This is a genomic window from Castellaniella denitrificans, assembly GCF_042653765.1.
GTDB classification, from domain to species: domain Bacteria; phylum Pseudomonadota; class Gammaproteobacteria; order Burkholderiales; family Burkholderiaceae_B; genus Castellaniella; species Castellaniella denitrificans.
Genome location: NZ_JBHSEZ010000011.1, coordinates 1 through 18,357 on the forward strand (window position 1 = coordinate 1; position 18,357 = coordinate 18,357).

The following is an 18,357-nucleotide window of genomic DNA, read 5'->3' on the forward strand; positions in this document are numbered from 1 at the left end:
TGATTGCGCCGATCGCCATGGAAGAGGGCCTGCGCTTTGCCATCCGCGAGGGTGGCCGCACCGTGGGCGCCGGCGTCGTCGCCAAAATCATCAAGTAATTCTGTAGTACAATGGTGGGCTGGCCGCCCACCAACGCTTTTCAAAAAACGGGGGTGCGGCAGCGCCACCGTTTTTCGAGGTTTAGGGGTATAGCTCAATTGGCAGAGCGTCGGTCTCCAAAACCGAAGGTTGAGGGTTCGATTCCTTCTGCCCCTGCCACCGATCTCATTGCCGCAGCAGCGGCGTCGAACACCCGTATATGTCTCACCAGAACGTAGAAACCGTCAGCCGCGCCGCCGAACGCATCAAGCTCGGCCTGGCCGTGCTCGTGATCGTTGCGGGTATCGTGGCGTATTCGGCCCTCGTGGATCAGCCCGGCTACGTGCGCGTGGGCGCTTTCATCGCCGGCCTGATCCTGGCCGCGATCATCGTCTGGTTCAGCGACACCGGCCGGCGTACCCTCGCCTTCGGCCGCGAATCGTACAACGAGACGCGCCGCGTCGTCTGGCCCACACGCCAGGAAACCACGCGCATGACCGCGATCGTATTCGCCTTCGTGCTGGCCATGGGCGCTCTGCTGTGGATCGCCGACAAGCTGCTGGGCTGGATCATCTACGGCCTGCTGCTGGGCTGGAACTAAGGAACGAAAACCGCATGAGCAAGCGCTGGTACGTCGTCCATGTCTATTCGGGCATGGAAAAAAGCGTCCACAAGGCCCTGGCCGAACGCATCGAGCGCGCCGGGCTTCAGGACGCCTTCGGCCGCATTCTCGTGCCTTCCGAGGAAGTCGTCGAAATCAAGGACGGCCGCAAGTCGATTTCCGAGCGCCGCATCTTCCCGGGCTACGTCCTGGTCGAAATGGATCTCACCGACGAGACCTGGCACCTGGTGAAGAGCACCAACCGCGTCACGGGTTTCCTCGGCGGTTCCGGCAATCGCCCCGCTCCCATCTCCGAAAAGGAAGTCGAGAAGATCCTTTCCCAGATGGAAGAAGGCGTGGAAAAGCCACGCCCCAAGGTCCTCTTCGAGATCGGCGAAACCGTCCGCGTCAAGGAAGGCCCGTTCGCGGACTTCAACGGCAGCGTCGAGGAAGTCAACTACGAAAAAAGCAAGGTCCGCGTGTCGGTCACGATCTTCGGTCGTGCCACCCCGGTCGAACTGGATTTCAGTCAGGTCGAAAAGGTCTGATTTTTTTGCCGCCAGGCCGTGCTACGGTAAAGCGCCTCCCCCTTGGGGGATGAGCCAGGACACGGAACAGTCCCTGCGGACTGTTCCAAGCCTGACGAATCCGAGCAGCATGCAAGCTGCGAGGTGGACGCAAGCCGAAGGCGCAGCGTGGGGGTCTTATTCAACCCGGGGAGCCGGTTCCGCAAGGAATCGGCGCACGTACCCGACAGGAGCATCGCATGGCGAAGAAAATCGTCGGCTTCATCAAGCTGCAAGTGCCAGCTGGTAAGGCCAATCCCTCTCCCCCGATCGGTCCGGCGCTGGGTCAGCGCGGTCTGAACATCATGGAATTCTGCAAGGCGTTCAACGCCAAGACCCAGGGCATGGAGCCCGGTCTGCCGATCCCCGTGGTGATCACCGCCTTCGCCGACAAGAGCTTCACGTTCATCATGAAGACTCCGCCGGCCACGATCCTGATCAAGAAGGCCGCGAGCGTCCAGAAGGGCTCCGCGACGCCCAACTCGGCCAAGGTCGGCACGCTGACGCGCGCCCAGGCCGAGGAAATCGCCAAGACCAAGCAGCCCGACCTGACGGCCGCCGACCTGGACGCCGCCGTGCGGACCATCGCCGGCAGCGCCCGCAGCATGGGTATCGATGTGGAAGGAGTCGTCTGATCATGGCCAAGCTGAGCAAACGCGTCGCCGCCATCGCGGCCAAGATCGATCGCACCAAGCTGTATCCCGTGACCGAAGCCATCGCGCTGGTCAAGGAAACCGCCACGGCCAAGTTCGACGAGTCCATCGACGTCGCCGTGCAACTGGGCATCGATCCCAAGAAGTCCGACCAACTGGTCCGCGGTTCCGTGGTGCTGCCCGCCGGCACCGGCAAGACCGTGCGCGTCGCCGTCTTCGCCCAGGGCGAGAAGGCCGAGGCCGCCAAGGCCGCCGGCGCCGACATTGTCGGCCTGGACGACCTGGCCGCCAGCATCAAGGCCGGCAACATCGATTTCGACGTGGTCATCGCCTCGCCCGACACGATGCGCGTCGTCGGCGCCCTGGGCCAGGTCCTGGGTCCCCGCGGCCTGATGCCGAACCCCAAGGTCGGCACCGTGACGCCCGACGTCGCCACCGCCGTCAAGAACGCCAAGGCCGGCCAGGTGCAGTACCGCACCGACAAGGCCGGGATCATCCACGCCACGATCGGCCGCGCGTCCTTCGATGTCGAAAAGCTGCAGGCCAACCTGGCCGCGCTGATCGACGCCCTGAACAAGGCCCGCCCCGCGGCGGCCAAGGGCATCTATCTGCGCAAGGTCGCCGTGTCCTCCACCATGGGTGGCGGCGCGCGCGTCGAAGTGGCATCGCTGGCCGCGTAAGGCCGGCATATTGAACTTTGGGCTGCGCCCGGCCTTCGGGTCGGGCGCCGCTGTCAAAGACCGCTGGAGCCGATCGCCCCTGGCGTGACGCTTAATCCCGGGCCGTATCGCCGGATCCAGCGTAGACGGCGCCCAGGAAGAATTCATTCATGAACTCGACCAGGCGCGCCGCATTCGGTTGATGCCGGGGGTTTCCCCGGCGTCGTTAGATGGAGTGTTCAACCATGAGTCTCAATCGCCAAGAAAAGGCGGTCGTCATCGAGGAAGTCTCGGCCGAAGTCGGTCGCGCCCAATCGATCATTGTCGCCGAGTACCGTGGTCTGGACGTCGCCTCCGTAACCGTATTGCGCAAGACTGCGCGTGAATCGGGCGTCTACCTGCGCGTGTTGAAGAACACGCTGGTGCGCCGCGCGCTGGCCGGCACCCCCTTCGAGGGTCTGTCCGCCCAGCTCACCGGTCCGCTGATCTATGGGATCAGCACCGACCCGGTGGCGGCCGCCAAGGTCCTGTCCGATTTCGCGAAAAGCAATGACAAGCTGGTCATCACAGGCGGGGCCCTCCCCAACAGCCTGCTGAACCAGGATGGCGTGAAGGCCCTGGCCACCATGCCGTCCCGCGAGGAATTGCTGTCGAAGCTGCTGGGCACCATGCAGGCGCCCATCGCTCAGTTTGTGCGTACGCTCAACGAAGTGCCCACGAAGTTCGTGCGCGGCCTGGCGGCCGTGCGCGACCAGAAGCAGGCCGCCTAAGCGGCCCGCCGGCATCCCTTCGTTGCTGGAAGCGACAACCAAACCTGGCTTATTCAATCATCTGGAGTTCTAAAAAATGGCAACTAAAGCTGAAATCCTGGACGCGATCGCCGCCATGAGCGTGCTCGAACTGTCCGAGCTGATCAAGGAAATGGAAGAGAAGTTCGGCGTGTCCGCCGCTGCGGCCGCTGTCGCCGTGGCCGCCGCCCCGGCCGCCGGTGGCGCTGCCGCCGCCGCTGAAGAGCAGACCGAGTTCACGGTCGTCCTGGCCGAAGTCGGCGCCAACAAGGTCAACGTCATCAAGGCCGTGCGCGAAATCACCGGCCTGGGCCTGAAGGAAGCCAAGGACCTGGTCGACGGCGCTCCGAAGCCCGTCAAGGAAGGCGCGGACAAGGCCACGGCCGAAGACGCGAAGAAGAAGCTGGAAGAAGCCGGCGCCAAGGTCGAACTCAAGTAAGACCTCATCGCCGCGCCCGGGAAGCCCGGGGAAGCGTCGGACACCCGTTTCGGGCCCTCCCGGCGCTTTCCAAAGCCTCCCGGGCTTTTGCGTTTCCAGAAAACCCGCGTTCGATGCCCCGCCGCATCACGCCGAGCCGGGTTTTCCGGAGTCGTAAACCATGGCCGTGGTTGACGGCCTAAGCAACCCTCGAGTCGGAGTGCTCATGCCTTATTCGTACACCGAAAAGAAGCGCATACGCAAAAGCTTCGCCAAGCGCGAGGACGTCCAGGACGTCCCCTACCTGCTGGCGACGCAACTGCAATCGTTCAAGACCTTTCTGCAATCGGACGTCCCCCCGTCCAAACGGAAGGAAGAAGGACTGCAGGCGGCCTTCAATTCGATATTTCCGATCGTCAGCCACAATCAGATGGCGCGGCTGGAATTCGTCAGCTACGTGCTGGGCACCCCCGTGTTCGACGTCAAGGAATGCCAGCAGCGCGGCCTGACCTACGCGTCGCCGCTGCGCGCCAAGGTGCGCCTGGTGCTGATGGACCGCGAGGTCAGCAAGCCCACCGTCAAGGAAGTCAAGGAACAGGAAGTCTACATGGGCGAAATTCCGCTCATGACGGACACCGGCTCCTTCGTCATCAACGGCACCGAGCGGGTCATCGTGTCCCAGCTGCACCGCTCGCCGGGCGTGTTCTTCGAGCATGACCGCGGCAAGACCCACAGCTCGGGCAAGCTGCTGTTCTCCGCGCGCGTGATTCCCTACCGCGGCTCGTGGCTGGACTTCGAGTTCGACCCCAAGGACATCCTGTTCTTCCGCATCGACCGCCGCCGCAAGATGGCGGTGACGATCCTGCTGAAGGCCATCGGCATGACGCCGGAAGCCATCCTGGCCTACTTCTCCAGCTTCGACCACATCGCCCTCCACCAGGAAGGCGGCATGCTCGAATTCGTGCCCGAGCGCTGGAAGGGCGAGGTCGCGCGCTTCGACATCACCGACAAGAAGGGCAACGTCATCGTCGAGAAGGACAAGCGCATCAATGCCAAGCACCTGCGCGACCTGACCGCCGCCAAGGTCGACCACATCTCGGTGCCCGAGGACTTCCTGCTGGGCCGCGTCCTGGCCAAGAACGTCGTCAGCCCGGACACCGGCGAAGTCCTGGCGCAGGCCAACGACGAGATCACCGAGTCCCTGCTGGCGGAATTCCGCGCGGCGGGCATCCGCGACATCGAGACGCTCTACATCAACGAGCTGAACGAAGGCGCGTACATCTCGCAGACCCTGCGCACCGACGACACCGCCGACCAGATGGCCGCGCGCGTGGCGATCTACCGCATGATGCGCCCCGGCGAGCCGCCCACCGAGGAAGCCGTCGAGGCCCTGTTCCAGCGCCTGTTCTACTCCGAGGAAACCTACGACCTGTCGCGCGTCGGCCGGATGAAGGTCAACAGCCGCCTGGGCCGCGACGCCGGCAATACCGGCCCGCTGACCCTGACCAACGAGGACATCCTCGACACCATCAAGCTGCTGGTGGAACTGCGCAACGGCCGCGGCCAGATCGACGACATCGATCACCTGGGCAACCGCCGCGTGCGCTGCGTGGGCGAACTGGCCGAGAACCAGTTCCGTGCCGGCCTGGTGCGCGTCGAGCGCGCCGTCAAGGAACGTCTCGGCCAGGCCGAAACCGAAAACCTGATGCCGCACGACCTGATCAATTCCAAGCCGATCTCGGCCGCGATCAAGGAATTCTTCGGTTCCAGCCAGCTGTCCCAGTTCATGGACCAGACCAACCCGCTGTCGGAAATCACGCACAAGCGGCGCGTCTCCGCCCTGGGACCGGGCGGCCTGACGCGCGAACGCGCCGGCTTCGAGGTCCGCGACGTGCACCCGACCCACTATGGCCGCGTCTGCCCGATCGAAACGCCCGAAGGCCCGAACATCGGCCTGATCAACTCCCTGGCCCTGTACGCGCGCCTGAACGAATACGGCTTCCTGGAAACGCCCTACCGCAAGATCATCGACGGCAAGGTCTCCGACCAGATCGAATACCTGTCGGCCATCGAGGAAAGCAAGTACGTCATCGCCCAGGCCAACGCGGTGCTGGACGAGGAAGGCCGCTTCACCGATGACCTGGTCGCCTGCCGCGAAGCCGGCGAAACCATGCTGACCGCTCCGGCCAACGTGCACTACATGGACGTCGCGCCGTCGCAGATCGTGTCGGTCGCCGCCTCGCTGATCCCCTTCCTGGAACACGACGACGCCAACCGGGCCCTGATGGGCGCCAACATGCAGCGCCAGGCCGTGCCCTGCCTGCGGCCTGAAAAGCCGCTGGTCGGCACCGGCATCGAGCGCACCGTGGCGGTGGACTCGGGCACGACCGTGCAGGCCGTGCGCGGCGGGATCGTGGACTTCATCGATGCCGAGCGCGTCGTGATCCGCGTGAACGACGACGAGAACGTCGCCGGCGAAGTCGGCGTGGACATCTACAACCTGAAGAAGTACACCCGCTCCAACCAGAACACCAACATCAACCAGCGGCCCATCGTGTCGCGCGGCGACCTGGTCGCGCGCGGCGACGTGCTGGCCGACGGCGCCTCCAGCGACCTGGGCGAGCTGGCCCTGGGGCAGAACATGCTGATCGCGTTCATGCCCTGGAACGGCTACAACTTCGAGGACTCGGTGCTGATCTCCGAGCGCGTCGTCGCCGACGACCGCTACACGTCGATCCACATCGAAGAGCTGACCGTGGTCGCCCGCGACACCAAGCTCGGACCCGAGGAAATCACGCGCGACATCTCCAACCTGGCCGAAGTCCAGCTCAACCGCCTGGACGATTCCGGGATCGTGCACATCGGCGCCGAAGTGCGCGCCGACGACGTGCTGGTCGGCAAGGTTACGCCCAAGGGCGAAACCCAGCTGACGCCGGAAGAAAAGCTGCTGCGCGCGATCTTCGGCGAGAAGGCCTCCGACGTGAAGGACACCTCGCTGCGCGTGCCTTCCGGCATGGTCGGCACCGTCATCGACGTGCAGGTCTTCACCCGCGAGGGCATCGAGCGCGACAAGCGCGCCCAGTCCATCATCGACGACGAACTGCGCCGCTACCGCCAGGACCTGAACGACCAGCTGCGCATCGTCGAGAACGACGCCTTCGACCGCCTGCGCAAGACCCTGATCGGTAAGACCGCCAACGGCGGCCCGCGCAAGCTGGCCAAGAACACCGCCCTGACGGCCGAGTACCTGGACGAGCTGGACCGCTGGCAGTGGTTCGACATCCGCCTGGCCGACGAGGACGCCGCCGTCTCCCTGGAGCAGGTCAAGGACGCTCTGGAGCAGAAGCGCCACCAGTTCGACCTGGCCTTCGAGGAAAAGCGCAAGAAGCTCACGCAGGGCGACGAGCTGCCCCCGGGCGTGCTGAAGATGATCAAGGTCTACCTGGCCGTCAAGCGCCGCCTGCAGCCGGGCGACAAGATGGCCGGCCGCCACGGCAACAAGGGCGTGGTCTCGCGCATCACCCCGATCGAGGACATGCCCCACATGGCCGACGGCACCCCCGTGGACATCGTGCTCAACCCGCTGGGCGTGCCCTCGCGGATGAACATCGGCCAGGTGCTGGAAGTCCACCTGGGCTGGGCCGCCAAGGGCCTGGGCCAGCGCGTCGCCGACATGCTCGACGACGAGCGCGGCGTCCAGGTCAAGGCCGTGCGCAAGACGCTGGAGACCGTCTACAACGCCTGCGGCGGCTCGGTGAAGCTCGACCAACTGACCGACGACGAGGTGCTGACGCTGGCCAACAACCTGCGCAAAGGGGTGCCCCTGGCCACGCCGGTGTTCGACGGCGCGACCGAGGAAGACATCACCCGCATGCTGGAAATCGCCTACCCGGACGAGGTCGCCGAGCGCCTGAAGCTCACCAGCGGCCGCACCCAGGCCTGGCTGACCGACGGCCGCACGGGCGAGCAGTTCGAGCGTCCCGTGACCGTGGGCTACATGCACTTCCTGAAGCTGCACCACCTGGTGGACGACAAGATGCACGCGCGCTCCACCGGCCCGTACTCCCTGGTGACCCAGCAGCCGCTGGGCGGCAAGGCCCAGTTCGGCGGCCAGCGCTTCGGGGAAATGGAAGTCTGGGCACTGGAAGCCTACGGCGCGTCCTACACCCTGCAGGAAATGCTGACGGTGAAATCCGACGACATCACGGGCCGGACCAAGGTCTACGAGAACATCGTCAAGGGCGATCACGTGATCGACGCGGGCATGCCCGAATCGTTCAACGTGCTGGTCAAGGAAATTCGATCCCTGTCCCTGGACATGGATCTGGAGCGTAAATAATGAAAGCGCTACTCGATCTCTTCAAGCAAGTCTCCCAGGACGAGCAATTCGACGCCATCCGCATCGGGATCGCATCGCCGGAAAAGATCCGTTCGTGGTCCTTCGGCGAAGTCCGCAAGCCCGAGACCATCAACTATCGCACCTTCAAGCCCGAGCGCGACGGCCTGTTCTGCGCCAAGATCTTCGGCCCGATCAAGGACTACGAGTGCCTGTGCGGCAAGTACAAGCGCCTGAAGCACCGCGGCGTGATCTGCGAGAAGTGCGGCGTCGAAGTCACCGTGGCCAAGGTGCGCCGCGAGCGCATGGGCCACATCGAGCTGGCCAGCCCGGTGGCGCACATCTGGTTCCTGAAGTCCCTGCCCTCGCGCCTGGGCATGGTGCTCGACATGACGCTGCGCGACATCGAGCGCGTGCTCTACTTCGAGGCCTGGTGCGTGATCGAGCCGGGCATGACGCCGCTCAAGCGCGGCCAGATCATGTCCGACGACGACTACCTGGCCAAGACCGAGGAATACGGCGACGACTTCCACGCCCTGATGGGCGCCGAGGCCGTGCGTGAGCTGCTGCGCAACATCGACATCGACTCCGAGGTCGAAAAGCTGCGCGCCGAACTGAAGGCCACCGGTTCCGACGCCAAGATCAAGAAGATCTCCAAGCGCCTGAAGGTCCTGGAAGGCTTCCAGAAGTCCGGCATCAAGCCCGACTGGATGATCATGGAAGTGCTGCCGGTGCTGCCGCCGGACCTGCGTCCGCTGGTGCCGCTGGACGGCGGGCGCTTCGCCACGTCCGACCTGAACGACCTGTACCGCCGCGTCATCAACCGCAACAACCGCCTCAAGCGCCTGCTGGAACTGAAGGCCCCGGACATCATCCTGCGCAACGAAAAGCGCATGCTGCAGGAAGCCGTCGATTCGCTGCTGGACAACGGCCGCCGCGGCAAGGCCATGACCGGCGCCAACAAGCGCCAGCTCAAGTCCCTGGCCGACATGATCAAGGGCAAGAGCGGCCGCTTCCGCCAGAACCTGCTGGGCAAGCGCGTCGACTACTCCGGCCGTTCCGTCATCGTGGTGGGTCCGCAGCTGCGCCTGCACCAGTGCGGCCTGCCCAAGCTGATGGCGCTGGAACTGTTCAAGCCCTTCATCTTCAACCGCCTGGAAATGATGGGTCTGGCGACCACCATCAAGGCGGCCAAGAAGCTGGTCGAGAGCCAGGAACCGGTGGTCTGGGACATCCTCGAAGAGGTCATCCGCGAACACCCGGTGATGCTCAACCGCGCCCCCACGCTGCACCGCCTGGGCATCCAGGCCTTCGAACCGCAACTGATCGAAGGCAAGGCTATCCAGCTGCACCCGCTGGTCTGCGCGGCGTTCAACGCCGACTTCGACGGCGACCAGATGGCCGTGCACGTGCCCCTGTCGCTGGAAGCCCAGCTGGAAGCCCGCACCCTGATGCTGGCCTCCAACAACGTCCTGTTCCCGGCCAACGGCGAACCCGCCATCGTGCCGTCCCAGGACATCGTGCTGGGCCTGTACTACGCCACGCGCGAACGCGTCAACGGCAAGGGCGAAGGCATGTTCCTGGCCGACCTGGCCGAGGTCCAGCGCGCCTACGACAACCACGAAGTCGAGCTGCAGACGCGCATCACCACCCGCCTGCCCGAATACGTCAAGGACGAGAACGGCGAATGGAAGGCCGTGGTCGGCCGCTTCCAGACCACCGTGGGCCGTGCCCTGCTGTCCGAGATCCTGCCCAAGGGCCTGCCCTTCGCGGTGCTGAACAAGGCGCTGAAGAAGAAGGAAATCTCGCGCCTGATCAACATGTCGTACCGCCGCTGCGGCCTGCGCGCCACGGTGATCTTCGCCGACAAGCTGATGCAGTCGGGCTTCCGCCTGGCCACGCGCGGCGGCGTGTCGATCGCCATGGGCGACATGGTCGTGCCCGACGTCAAGAACGAAATCCTGGCCCAGGCCTCGAAAGAGGTCAAGGAAATCGACAAGCAGTATTCCTCCGGCCTGGTCACGTCCCAGGAACGCTACAACAACGTGGTGGACATCTGGGGCAAGGCCGGCGACCGCGTCGGCAAGGCGATGATGGAACAGCTCTCCACCGAGCCGGTCATCGACCGCCACGGCAAGGAAACCCGCCAGGAATCGTTCAACTCCATCTACATGATGGCCGACTCCGGCGCCCGGGGCTCCGCCGCCCAGATCCGCCAGCTGGCGGGGATGCGCGGCCTGATGGCCAAGCCCGACGGCTCCATCATCGAGACGCCCATCACGGCGAACTTCCGTGAAGGCCTGAACGTGCTGCAGTACTTCATCTCGACCCACGGCGCGCGCAAGGGCCTGGCCGACACCGCCCTGAAGACCGCCAACTCGGGCTACCTGACCCGCCGCCTGGTGGACGTGACCCAGGACCTGGTGATCACCGAGGACGATTGCGGCACCACCCACGGCTACGTGATGAAGGCCCTGGTCGAAGGCGGCGAAGTCATCGAACCGCTGCGCGACCGCGTGCTGGGCCGCGTGACGGCCACGGACGTCGTCAATCCCGACACCCAGGAAACCGTCATCCCGGCCGGCACCCTGCTGGACGAGAACCTGGTCGAGCTGCTCGACGAAGTGGGCGTGGACGAGGTCAAGATCCGCACCCCGCTCACCTGCGAGACCCGCCACGGCCTGTGCGCGCACTGCTACGGCCGCGACCTGGGCCGGGGCTATCTGGTCAGCAAGGGCGAAGCCGTCGGCGTCATCGCGGCCCAGTCCATCGGCGAACCCGGCACGCAGCTCACGATGCGGACCTTCCACATCGGCGGCGCCGCCTCGCGTTCGGCCATGGCCAGCTCGGTCGAGACCAAGTCCGCCGGCACGGTGGGCTTCGCCATCGGCCTGCGCTACCTGACCAACGCCAAGGGCGACCGCATCGCCGTGTCCCGCTCCGGCGAAATCGTCATCTATGACGACAACCGCCGCGAGCGCGAGCGCCACAAGGTTCCCTATGGCGCCACCATCGCCGTGGGCGACGGCGACGTCGTCAAGGCCGGCGCCAAGCTGGCCACCTGGGATCCGCTGACGCGCCCCATCGTGTCCGAGTACACCGGCACGATCCGCTTCGCCAACATCGAGGAAGGCGTCACGGTGGCGCGCCAGGTGGACGAGATCACCGGTTTGTCGACCCTGGTCGTGATCACGCCCAAGACGCGCGGCACCAAGGGCGCCGCCGCCCGCCCGCAGATCCTGCTGCTCGACGAGCAGGGCCAGGAAATCAAGGTGGCCGGCACCGACCACGCGGTGGCGATCTCGCTGCCCGTGGGCGCGCTGATCACTGTGCGCGACGGCCAGGCCGTGGGCGTGGGCGACTTCCTCGCCCGGATTCCGCAGGAATCCCAGAAGACCCGCGACATCACCGGCGGTCTGCCGCGCGTGGCCGAGCTGTTCGAGGCCCGTTCGCCCAAGGACGCCGGCATGCTGGCCGAAGTCACCGGCACGGTCTCCTTCGGCAAGGACACCAAGGGCAAGCAGCGCCTGGTCATCACCGACATGGACGGCGTCAGCCACGAGTTCCTGATCTCCAAGGAAAAGCAGGTGCTGGTGCACGACGGCCAGGTGGTCAACAAGGGCGAGCTGATCGTCGACGGTCCGGCCGATCCGCACGACATCCTGCGCCTGCAGGGCATCGAGCCGCTGGCCTCCTACATCGTCAACGAGGTCCAGGACGTCTACCGCCTGCAAGGGGTGAAGATCAACGACAAGCACATCGAAGTGATCGTCCGCCAGATGCTGCGCCGCGTGAACATCACCAACTCCGGCGACACCAGCTTCATCACCGGCGAGCAGGTCGAGCGCTCCGAGCTGCTGAACGAGAACGACCGCATGGACGCCGAAGGCAAGATCCCGGCCACGTACGAAAACGTGCTGCTGGGCATCACCAAGGCGTCCCTGTCGACCGACTCGTTCATCTCGGCGGCGTCCTTCCAGGAAACCACCCGCGTGCTGACCGAGGCCGCCATCATGGGCAAGCGCGACGAACTGCGCGGCCTGAAGGAAAACGTCATCGTGGGCCGCCTGATCCCGGCCGGCACGGGCATGTCCTACCACATCGCCCGCCACGACAAGGAAATCTTCGAGGCCGCCGAGCGCGCCGCGGCCCGCGAACTGGCCAATCCGTTCGGGGAACCGTCGGAGATGGCCCACGTGGGTTCCGAGGACGCCGGTCCGGACGCCGAACCGTCGGCCGACGGCGAAGCGCCGGCGCAGGACTGATCGCGGCGGCGGGCGGCCCGGCCGCCCGTTGCCCGGCATGCGTTTCCAGACCCCGCTCCCTTCCAGGAGTGGGGTTTTTTTTTACCTTTTCCCGTTTGAGACGCACAAAAGGCGCGCGAAGCGGCCCAGGAGAGGGCATTCTTGTTCTATAGTCTCGATTGTCTCGCCTGGACATCATATGACTGATCTCTACGCCGTCATCGGCAATCCCATCGCTCAATCGAAGTCGCCGCTGCTGCACACGGCGTTCGCCCGCCAGCTTGGCCACGACCTGCGCTATGAGGCCATCCTGGCCGAACCGGCCGCGTTCCGCGAAACCGTCCTGGCCTTCGCCGCCGCCGGGGGGCGTGGCATGAACGTCACCGCGCCGTTCAAGCTGGCGGCGGCTGAATTGGCGGATACCCTGACCGAACGCGCGCGCGCGGCCGGGGCCGTCAATACGCTCAAGTTCGGTCCCGAAGGCATCCTGGGCGACAACACCGATGGCGTGGGACTGGTCGGCGACATCCAGGATCGGCTGGGCGTGTCCCTGGCCGGGCGCCGGGTGCTCGTCATCGGCGCGGGCGGCGCGGCGCGCGGCATCCTGCTGCCGCTCCTGCAGGCGCGGCCCGCCGGGATCCTGGTGGTCAACCGTACCGCCGCCCGCGCCAGGGCGCTGGCGGGCGCGCTGGAATCCGCGGGCCGCATCCAGGGCGGGCCGTTGGAAGCCGCCGGAGGGCGGGAATACGACGTGGTCATCCATGCGACCTCGGCCGGCCTGAACGAAGGGGAAGCGCCCGCCGTGGATTATCGCGTGGCGGCCGATGGCCTGGCCTACGACCTGGCCTACGGGGAGGACACGCCCTTCATGCGCCAGGCCCGCGGCCGGGGCGCCGCCCTCGTGGTCGATGGCCTGGGCATGCTCGTGGGCCAGGCGGCCGAGTCCTATCGCGTCTGGCGCGGCGTGCTGCCCGACGTGCGTCCCGTCCTGGAGCGGCTCAAGCTGGCCTGACCCCATGGATGCGAACCGTCCCGCCCGGGTCTGGCTGGGGCCGCTGCTCATGTGCGTGGCCAGCCTGTTCTTCTCCTGCCTGGACACGGGCACCAAATACCTGACGGCCGGCTATCCGGTGAACCAGATCGTCTGGGTGCGCTACATGGCCCAGGCGCTGGCCGTGTTCCTGATCTTCCAGCCGCGCATGGGGCGCGGCCTGTTCCGCGCCCGCCGGTACGGCATCCAGCTGTTCCGCGGCCTGTGCCTGTGCTGCGGCAGCGTGATGGTGATCAACGGCCTGGCGCGGCTGCCCCTGGCCGAGACCACCGCCATCGTCTTCATGGCGCCGGTGCTCATCACCCTGCTGTCGGGGCTGGTGCTGAAGGAAAAGGCCCGCCGCCTGGACTGGATCGCCGTGGCCTGCGGCTTCGCGGGGGTGCTGATCATCGCCCGGCCCGGCGGCGGCCTGCTGACCTGGGCCATCCTGTTCCCCGTGGGATCGGCCGTCTGCAACGCGTGCTACCAGCTCGTCACGCGCTTCTCGCGCAGTTCCGAGCATCCCGCCACCAGCAACCTGTACACCGGCCTGATCGGCGCGCTGGTCCTGATGCCCTGGGGCGTCATGGACTGGGCGCCCATGGCCTGGGCCGACCTGCTGCTGGTGATTGGCCTGGGCACGGTGGCCGCGCTGGGCCATCTGATCATGACCCACGCCCTGCTGCACGCGCCGGCCGCCTCGCTCGGGCCGTACGGCTATACCCAGATCTTCTGGGCGACCCTGCTGGGCTGGCTGGCCTTCTCGTCCGTGCCCGACGCCATGACCTGGCTGGGGATGCTGATCATCGCCGCGGGCGGCCTGCTGCTGTCGTCCGGGCCGCTGCTGCGGCGCGGGGCTTCAGCCTGGCGCGGCTTCACCGGCCATCGTTAGGGCCGCGCGCAGGCCCAGCAGGTAGCTGTCGGCGCCGAAGCCGCAGATCTGGCCCTGCACCACGGGCGCCAGTACCGATTCGTGGCGGAAGGCTTCGCGCGCGTGGATGTTCGACATGTGCACTTCGACGACGGGAATCCGCAGGATGGCGATGGCGTCGCGGATGCCGTAGCTGTAGTGCGTCCAGGCGCCGGCGTTGATCAGCACCGCATCGGTGCCGTCGGTATGGGCGCGATGGATGCGTTCGACCAGCTCGCCCTCGTGGTTGGTCTGGAAGCAGGCGACTTCGGCGCCCAGTTCCCGGCCCAGCGCCTGCAGGCGCGCGTCGATCTGCGCCAGCGTGATCGAGCCGTACTGGGCCGGGTCGCGCTGGCCGAACATGTTCAGGTTGATGCCGTGCAGGACGAGGATGTTCATGGGGGCGATGGACGTGTGGAAACCATGCAGCATCATAACTGGTGCGGCCCCGCCCGGCTTCGGCCGGGAGATTCATCCGCCGGAATGCAATAACCCTTTGCCCTGCAAAAACAAATCGTGCTAAACTTCTTGGCTTGCTGGGTTAATGGCATCTGGTCGCGGTATGCGCCGCATGATCTTGTGCCTGTCTTTGCGCCCGGCGACACCGAAGGCCAGCGGCCTTCGGCGTGCAAAACCTTGTGCAAGACCCGCTCTTTACGTCATTCGTTTCAGGCGGATTTTGCGCACATCGCCTGAAAATGCCCCCGCCGCGCGCTTTGCGCGGCCAAGCAGGCCCGGGCATTCTGGATATCGACGTAAAACGTACGCAAGTACAAAGGATGCGTAAAGGTCATGCCTACCATTGCTCAACTGCTGCGCAAGCCGCGCCAAGTCAGCCGCGAGAGCAGCAAGAGCCCGGCGCTGGATAACTGCCCCCAGCGCCGCGGCGTCTGCACCCGTGTCTACACCACCACCCCGAAGAAGCCGAACTCCGCCCTGCGCAAGGTCGCCAAGGTGCGCCTGACCAACGGCTACGAGGTCATCTCCTACATCGGCGGCGAAGGCCACAATCTCCAGGAACACTCGGTGGTCCTGGTGCGCGGCGGCCGCGTGAAGGATCTTCCCGGTGTGCGCTACCACATCGTCCGCGGCTCCCTGGATCTCCAGGGCGTCAAGGACCGCAAGCAGGCCCGTTCCAAGTACGGCGCCAAGCGTCCCAAGAAGTAATTCCCCGCTTCTCAGCAGTATCCCGATCGCTTTAGATCGGCCGTGCAGCCGCAGCCATGGGGCTGTGGCACGTAAGTGGCTTTCCGGATGGAAGCCGTGGCCGCACAGGCGGCTCAACTGAATCGTCACAAGGAAATCGAAATGCCTCGTCGTCGCGAAGTACCGAAACGTGAAATCCTCCCCGATCCCAAATTTGGCAGTGTCGAGCTGGCCAAGTTCATGAACGTCGTCATGCTGTCCGGCAAGAAAGCCGTGGCGGAACGCATCGTGTACGGCGCCTTGGACCAGATCCAGGCCAAGACGGGCAAGGAACCCATCGAAGTCTTCAACACCGCCATCAACAACATCAAGCCGGTGGTCGAAGTCAAGTCCCGCCGCGTCGGTGGCGCCAACTACCAGGTGCCGGTCGAAGTGCGCCCCGTGCGCCGCCTGGCCCTGGCCATGCGCTGGCTGCGCGAAGCCGCGAAGAAGCGCGGCGAGAAGTCGATGGACCTGCGTCTCGCGGGTGAGCTGATGGATGCCGCCGAAGGCCGCGGCGGCGCCATGAAGAAGCGCGAAGACACCCACAAGATGGCCGAGGCCAACAAGGCCTTCAGCCACTTCCGCTGGTAATCCAGCCGGTCAATCACCAGGAAATACATCATGGCCCGCAAAACTCCCATCGAGCGCTACCGCAACATCGGCATTTCCGCGCACATCGACGCAGGGAAGACCACCACCACCGAGCGCATCCTGTTCTACACCGGCGTCAACCACAAGATTGGCGAAACCCATGAAGGCTCGGCCACCATGGACTGGATGGAGCAGGAGCAGGAACGCGGCATCACCATCACGTCGGCGGCCACCACGGCGTTCTGGCGCGGGATGGAGCACCAGTACGATGAGCACCGCATCAACATCATCGACACCCCGGGCCACGTCGACTTCACCATCGAAGTCGAGCGTTCCATGCGCGTGCTCGACGGCGCCTGCATGGTGTATTGCGCCGTGGGCGGCGTGCAGCCGCAGTCCGAAACCGTGTGGCGCCAGGCCAACAAGTACGGCGTGCCCCGCCTGGCCTTCGTCAACAAGATGGACCGCACCGGCGCGAACTTCTTCAAGGTCTACGATCAGCTCAAGCTGCGCCTGAAGGCCAATCCCGTGCCCATCGTCATCCCGATCGGCGCGGAGGACAACTTCCAGGGCGTCATCGACCTGACCAAGATGAAGGCCATCATCTGGGACGAAGCCTCTCAGGGTACCAAGTTCGAGTACATGGATATTCCTGCCGCCATGGCCGATCAGGCCAATGAATGGCACGAAAAGCTGATGGAATCGGCCGCCGAGGCCAACGAGGAACTGATGAACAAGTACCTCGAGACCGGCTCGCTGACCGAGCAGGAGATCGACCGCGGCATCCGCCTGCGCACGATCGCCTGCGAAATCCAGCCCATGCTGTGCGGCACCGCCTTCAAGAACAAGGGCGTGCAGCGCATGCTGGACGCCGTCATCGACTACCTGCCCTCCCCGGTGGACATTCCCCCGGTCAAGGGCACCGACGACGAAGGCAACGAAGTCAGCCGCAAGGCCGACGACAAGGAAAAGATGTCGGCGCTGGCGTTCAAGCTGATGACCGACCCGTTCGTGGGCCAGTTGACCTTCATCCGCGTGTATTCGGGCGTGCTGTCCTCCGGCGACACCGTCTACAACCCGGTCAAGGGCAAGAAGGAACGCATCGGCCGCATCCTGCAGATGCACGCCAACAACCGCGCCGAAATCAAGGAAGTGGTCGCGGGCGACATCGCGGCCGTCGTGGGCCTGAAGGAAGTCACCACGGGCGAGACCCTGTGCGACGTGGGCGACCACATCCTGCTGGAAAAGATGGAATTCCCCGAGCCTGTGATTTCCCAGGCCGTGGAACCCAAGTCCAAGGCCGACCAGGAAAAGATGGGCATCGCCCTGTCGCGCCTGGCCGCCGAGGATCCGTCCTTCCGCGTGCGCAGCGACGAGGAATCCGGCCAGACCATCATTTCCGGGATGGGCGAACTGCACCTGGAAGTGCTGGTCGACCGCATGAAGCGTGAATTCGGCGTCGAGGCCAACGTCGGCAAGCCCCAGGTGGCCTACCGCGAGACCATCCGCAAGACCTGCGAGGAAGTCGAAGGCAAGTTCGTCAAGCAGTCCGGCGGCCGCGGCCAGTACGGCCACGTCGTGCTCAAGCTCGAGCCCCTGGAAGCGGGCGGCGGCTACGAATTCGTCGACGCCATCAAGGGCGGCGTGGTGCCGCGCGAGTTCATCCCGGCGGTGGACAAGGGCATCCAGGAAACCCTGCCCGCGGGCGTGGTGGCCGGCTACCCGGTCGTGGACGTCAAGGTCACGCTGTTCTTCGGTTCGTACCACGACGTGGACTCGAACGAAAACGCGTTCCGCATGGCGGCCTCGATGGCGTTCAAGGATGGCATGCGCAAGGCCAACCCGGTCCTGCTCGAGCCCATGATGCACGTCGAAGTCGAAACCCCGGAAGACTACGCCGGCACGGTGATGGGCGACCTGTCGTCCCGTCGCGGCATGGTCCAGGGCATGGACGACATCCCGGGCGGCGGCAAGATCATCAAGGCCGAGGTGCCCCTGGCCGAGATGTTCGGCTATTCGACCAGCCTGCGTTCGCAGACCCAGGGCCGCGCCACCTACACGATGGAATTCAAGCAGTACGCCGAGGCGCCGCGCAACGTCGCCGACGAAGTCATCGCCGCTCGCGGCAAGTAACGCACGGCCCGGCCGCATGGCCGGGCAACCACTTTTCATTTCCTAGGAAATACGGGATACATCATGGCAAAAGGCAAGTTTGAACGGACCAAACCGCACGTGAACGTGGGTACGATCGGCCACGTTGACCACGGCAAGACGACGCTGACGGCGGCGATCACG

At 65.3% G+C, this 18,357-nt stretch carries 16 protein-coding genes and 1 tRNA gene; 16 read left to right on the forward strand and 1 reads right to left on the reverse strand.

The annotated features are described in order from the left end of the window. The 12 genes from ACFO27_RS11195 to ACFO27_RS11250 form a co-directional block, all read left to right on the forward strand. Positions 1-98 (forward strand): EF-Tu C-terminal domain-related protein (locus ACFO27_RS11195; RefSeq protein WP_143243714.1); only part of this gene is annotated, 98 nt, incomplete at its 5' end. 84 nt (positions 99-182) lie between these two features. Beyond that, positions 183-258: transfer RNA gene (locus ACFO27_RS11200), tRNA-Trp, on the forward strand. A gap of 40 nt (positions 259-298) precedes the next feature. Then, positions 299-679: a preprotein translocase subunit SecE gene (gene secE, locus ACFO27_RS11205; RefSeq protein WP_323030337.1), complete on the forward strand. Its 381-nt coding sequence runs from the start codon at positions 299-301 to the stop codon at positions 677-679. Between the two features lie 14 nt (positions 680-693). Then, entirely contained in the window at positions 694-1,227 is a 534-nt protein-coding gene (gene nusG, locus ACFO27_RS11210) for a transcription termination/antitermination protein NusG (protein WP_323030338.1), read from the forward strand. Positions 1,228-1,445: 218 nt separating this feature from the next. Then, complete coding sequence (rplK, locus tag ACFO27_RS11215; RefSeq protein WP_323030339.1) at positions 1,446-1,880, forward strand: 50S ribosomal protein L11; 435 nt, start codon at positions 1,446-1,448, stop codon at positions 1,878-1,880. A 2-nt stretch (positions 1,881-1,882) separates the two neighbouring features. Next, a complete protein-coding gene (rplA, locus tag ACFO27_RS11220; protein WP_376817412.1) occupies positions 1,883-2,578 on the forward strand; it encodes a 50S ribosomal protein L1 in 696 nt (231 codons plus the stop codon). A gap of 224 nt (positions 2,579-2,802) precedes the next feature. Then, positions 2,803-3,327, forward strand: a complete 525-nt coding sequence (gene rplJ, locus ACFO27_RS11225; RefSeq protein WP_376817413.1) for a 50S ribosomal protein L10 — start codon at positions 2,803-2,805, stop codon at positions 3,325-3,327. A gap of 76 nt (positions 3,328-3,403) precedes the next feature. Continuing rightward, positions 3,404-3,784 carry a 50S ribosomal protein L7/L12 gene (gene rplL, locus ACFO27_RS11230; protein WP_269356120.1) on the forward strand — a complete coding sequence of 127 codons (381 nt, stop codon included), beginning with the start codon at positions 3,404-3,406 and terminating at the stop codon, positions 3,782-3,784. A 205-nt stretch (positions 3,785-3,989) separates the two neighbouring features. Then, the gene (gene rpoB, locus ACFO27_RS11235) at positions 3,990-8,102 is read left to right on the forward strand and encodes a DNA-directed RNA polymerase subunit beta (RefSeq protein WP_376817414.1); all 4,113 of its coding nucleotides are present in this window, start codon (positions 3,990-3,992) and stop codon (positions 8,100-8,102) included. Continuing rightward, positions 8,102-12,364 carry a DNA-directed RNA polymerase subunit beta' gene (rpoC, locus tag ACFO27_RS11240; RefSeq protein ID WP_376817415.1) on the forward strand — a complete coding sequence of 1,421 codons (4,263 nt, stop codon included), beginning with the start codon at positions 8,102-8,104 and terminating at the stop codon, positions 12,362-12,364. The genes rpoB and rpoC overlap by 1 nt, the downstream gene beginning before the upstream one ends. Before the next feature lie 178 nt (positions 12,365-12,542). Beyond that, the gene (gene aroE, locus ACFO27_RS11245) at positions 12,543-13,355 is read left to right on the forward strand and encodes a shikimate dehydrogenase (RefSeq protein WP_376817416.1); all 813 of its coding nucleotides are present in this window, start codon (positions 12,543-12,545) and stop codon (positions 13,353-13,355) included. Between the two features lie 4 nt (positions 13,356-13,359). Continuing rightward, positions 13,360-14,265, forward strand: a complete 906-nt coding sequence (locus tag ACFO27_RS11250) for a DMT family transporter (RefSeq protein WP_376817417.1) — start codon at positions 13,360-13,362, stop codon at positions 14,263-14,265. Here the strand turns inward: ACFO27_RS11250 and aroQ are convergent. Further along, a complete protein-coding gene (gene aroQ / locus ACFO27_RS11255; RefSeq protein WP_376817418.1) occupies positions 14,233-14,682 on the reverse strand; it encodes a type II 3-dehydroquinate dehydratase in 450 nt (149 codons plus the stop codon). The two genes, ACFO27_RS11250 and aroQ, sit on opposite strands and share 33 nt — an antisense overlap. Positions 14,683-15,075: 393 nt before the next feature. Here aroQ and rpsL point away from each other — a divergent pair, with 393 nt between their 5' ends. The 4 genes from rpsL to ACFO27_RS11275 form a co-directional block, all read left to right on the forward strand. Beyond that, positions 15,076-15,450 (forward strand): 30S ribosomal protein S12, encoded by a 375-nt coding sequence (rpsL, locus tag ACFO27_RS11260; RefSeq protein WP_043679020.1) that lies wholly within the window; start codon positions 15,076-15,078, stop codon positions 15,448-15,450. A gap of 141 nt (positions 15,451-15,591) precedes the next feature. After that, positions 15,592-16,062, forward strand: coding sequence for a 30S ribosomal protein S7 (rpsG, locus tag ACFO27_RS11265; protein ID WP_269356106.1), 471 nt, complete (start codon positions 15,592-15,594; stop codon positions 16,060-16,062). A 30-nt stretch (positions 16,063-16,092) separates the two neighbouring features. After that, positions 16,093-18,195, forward strand: a complete 2,103-nt coding sequence (fusA, locus tag ACFO27_RS11270) for an elongation factor G (RefSeq protein ID WP_376817419.1) — start codon at positions 16,093-16,095, stop codon at positions 18,193-18,195. 63 nt (positions 18,196-18,258) lie between these two features. Next, positions 18,259-18,357: GTP-binding protein (locus tag ACFO27_RS11275; protein WP_033453371.1), on the forward strand; the 99-nt coding region annotated here is incomplete at its 3' end.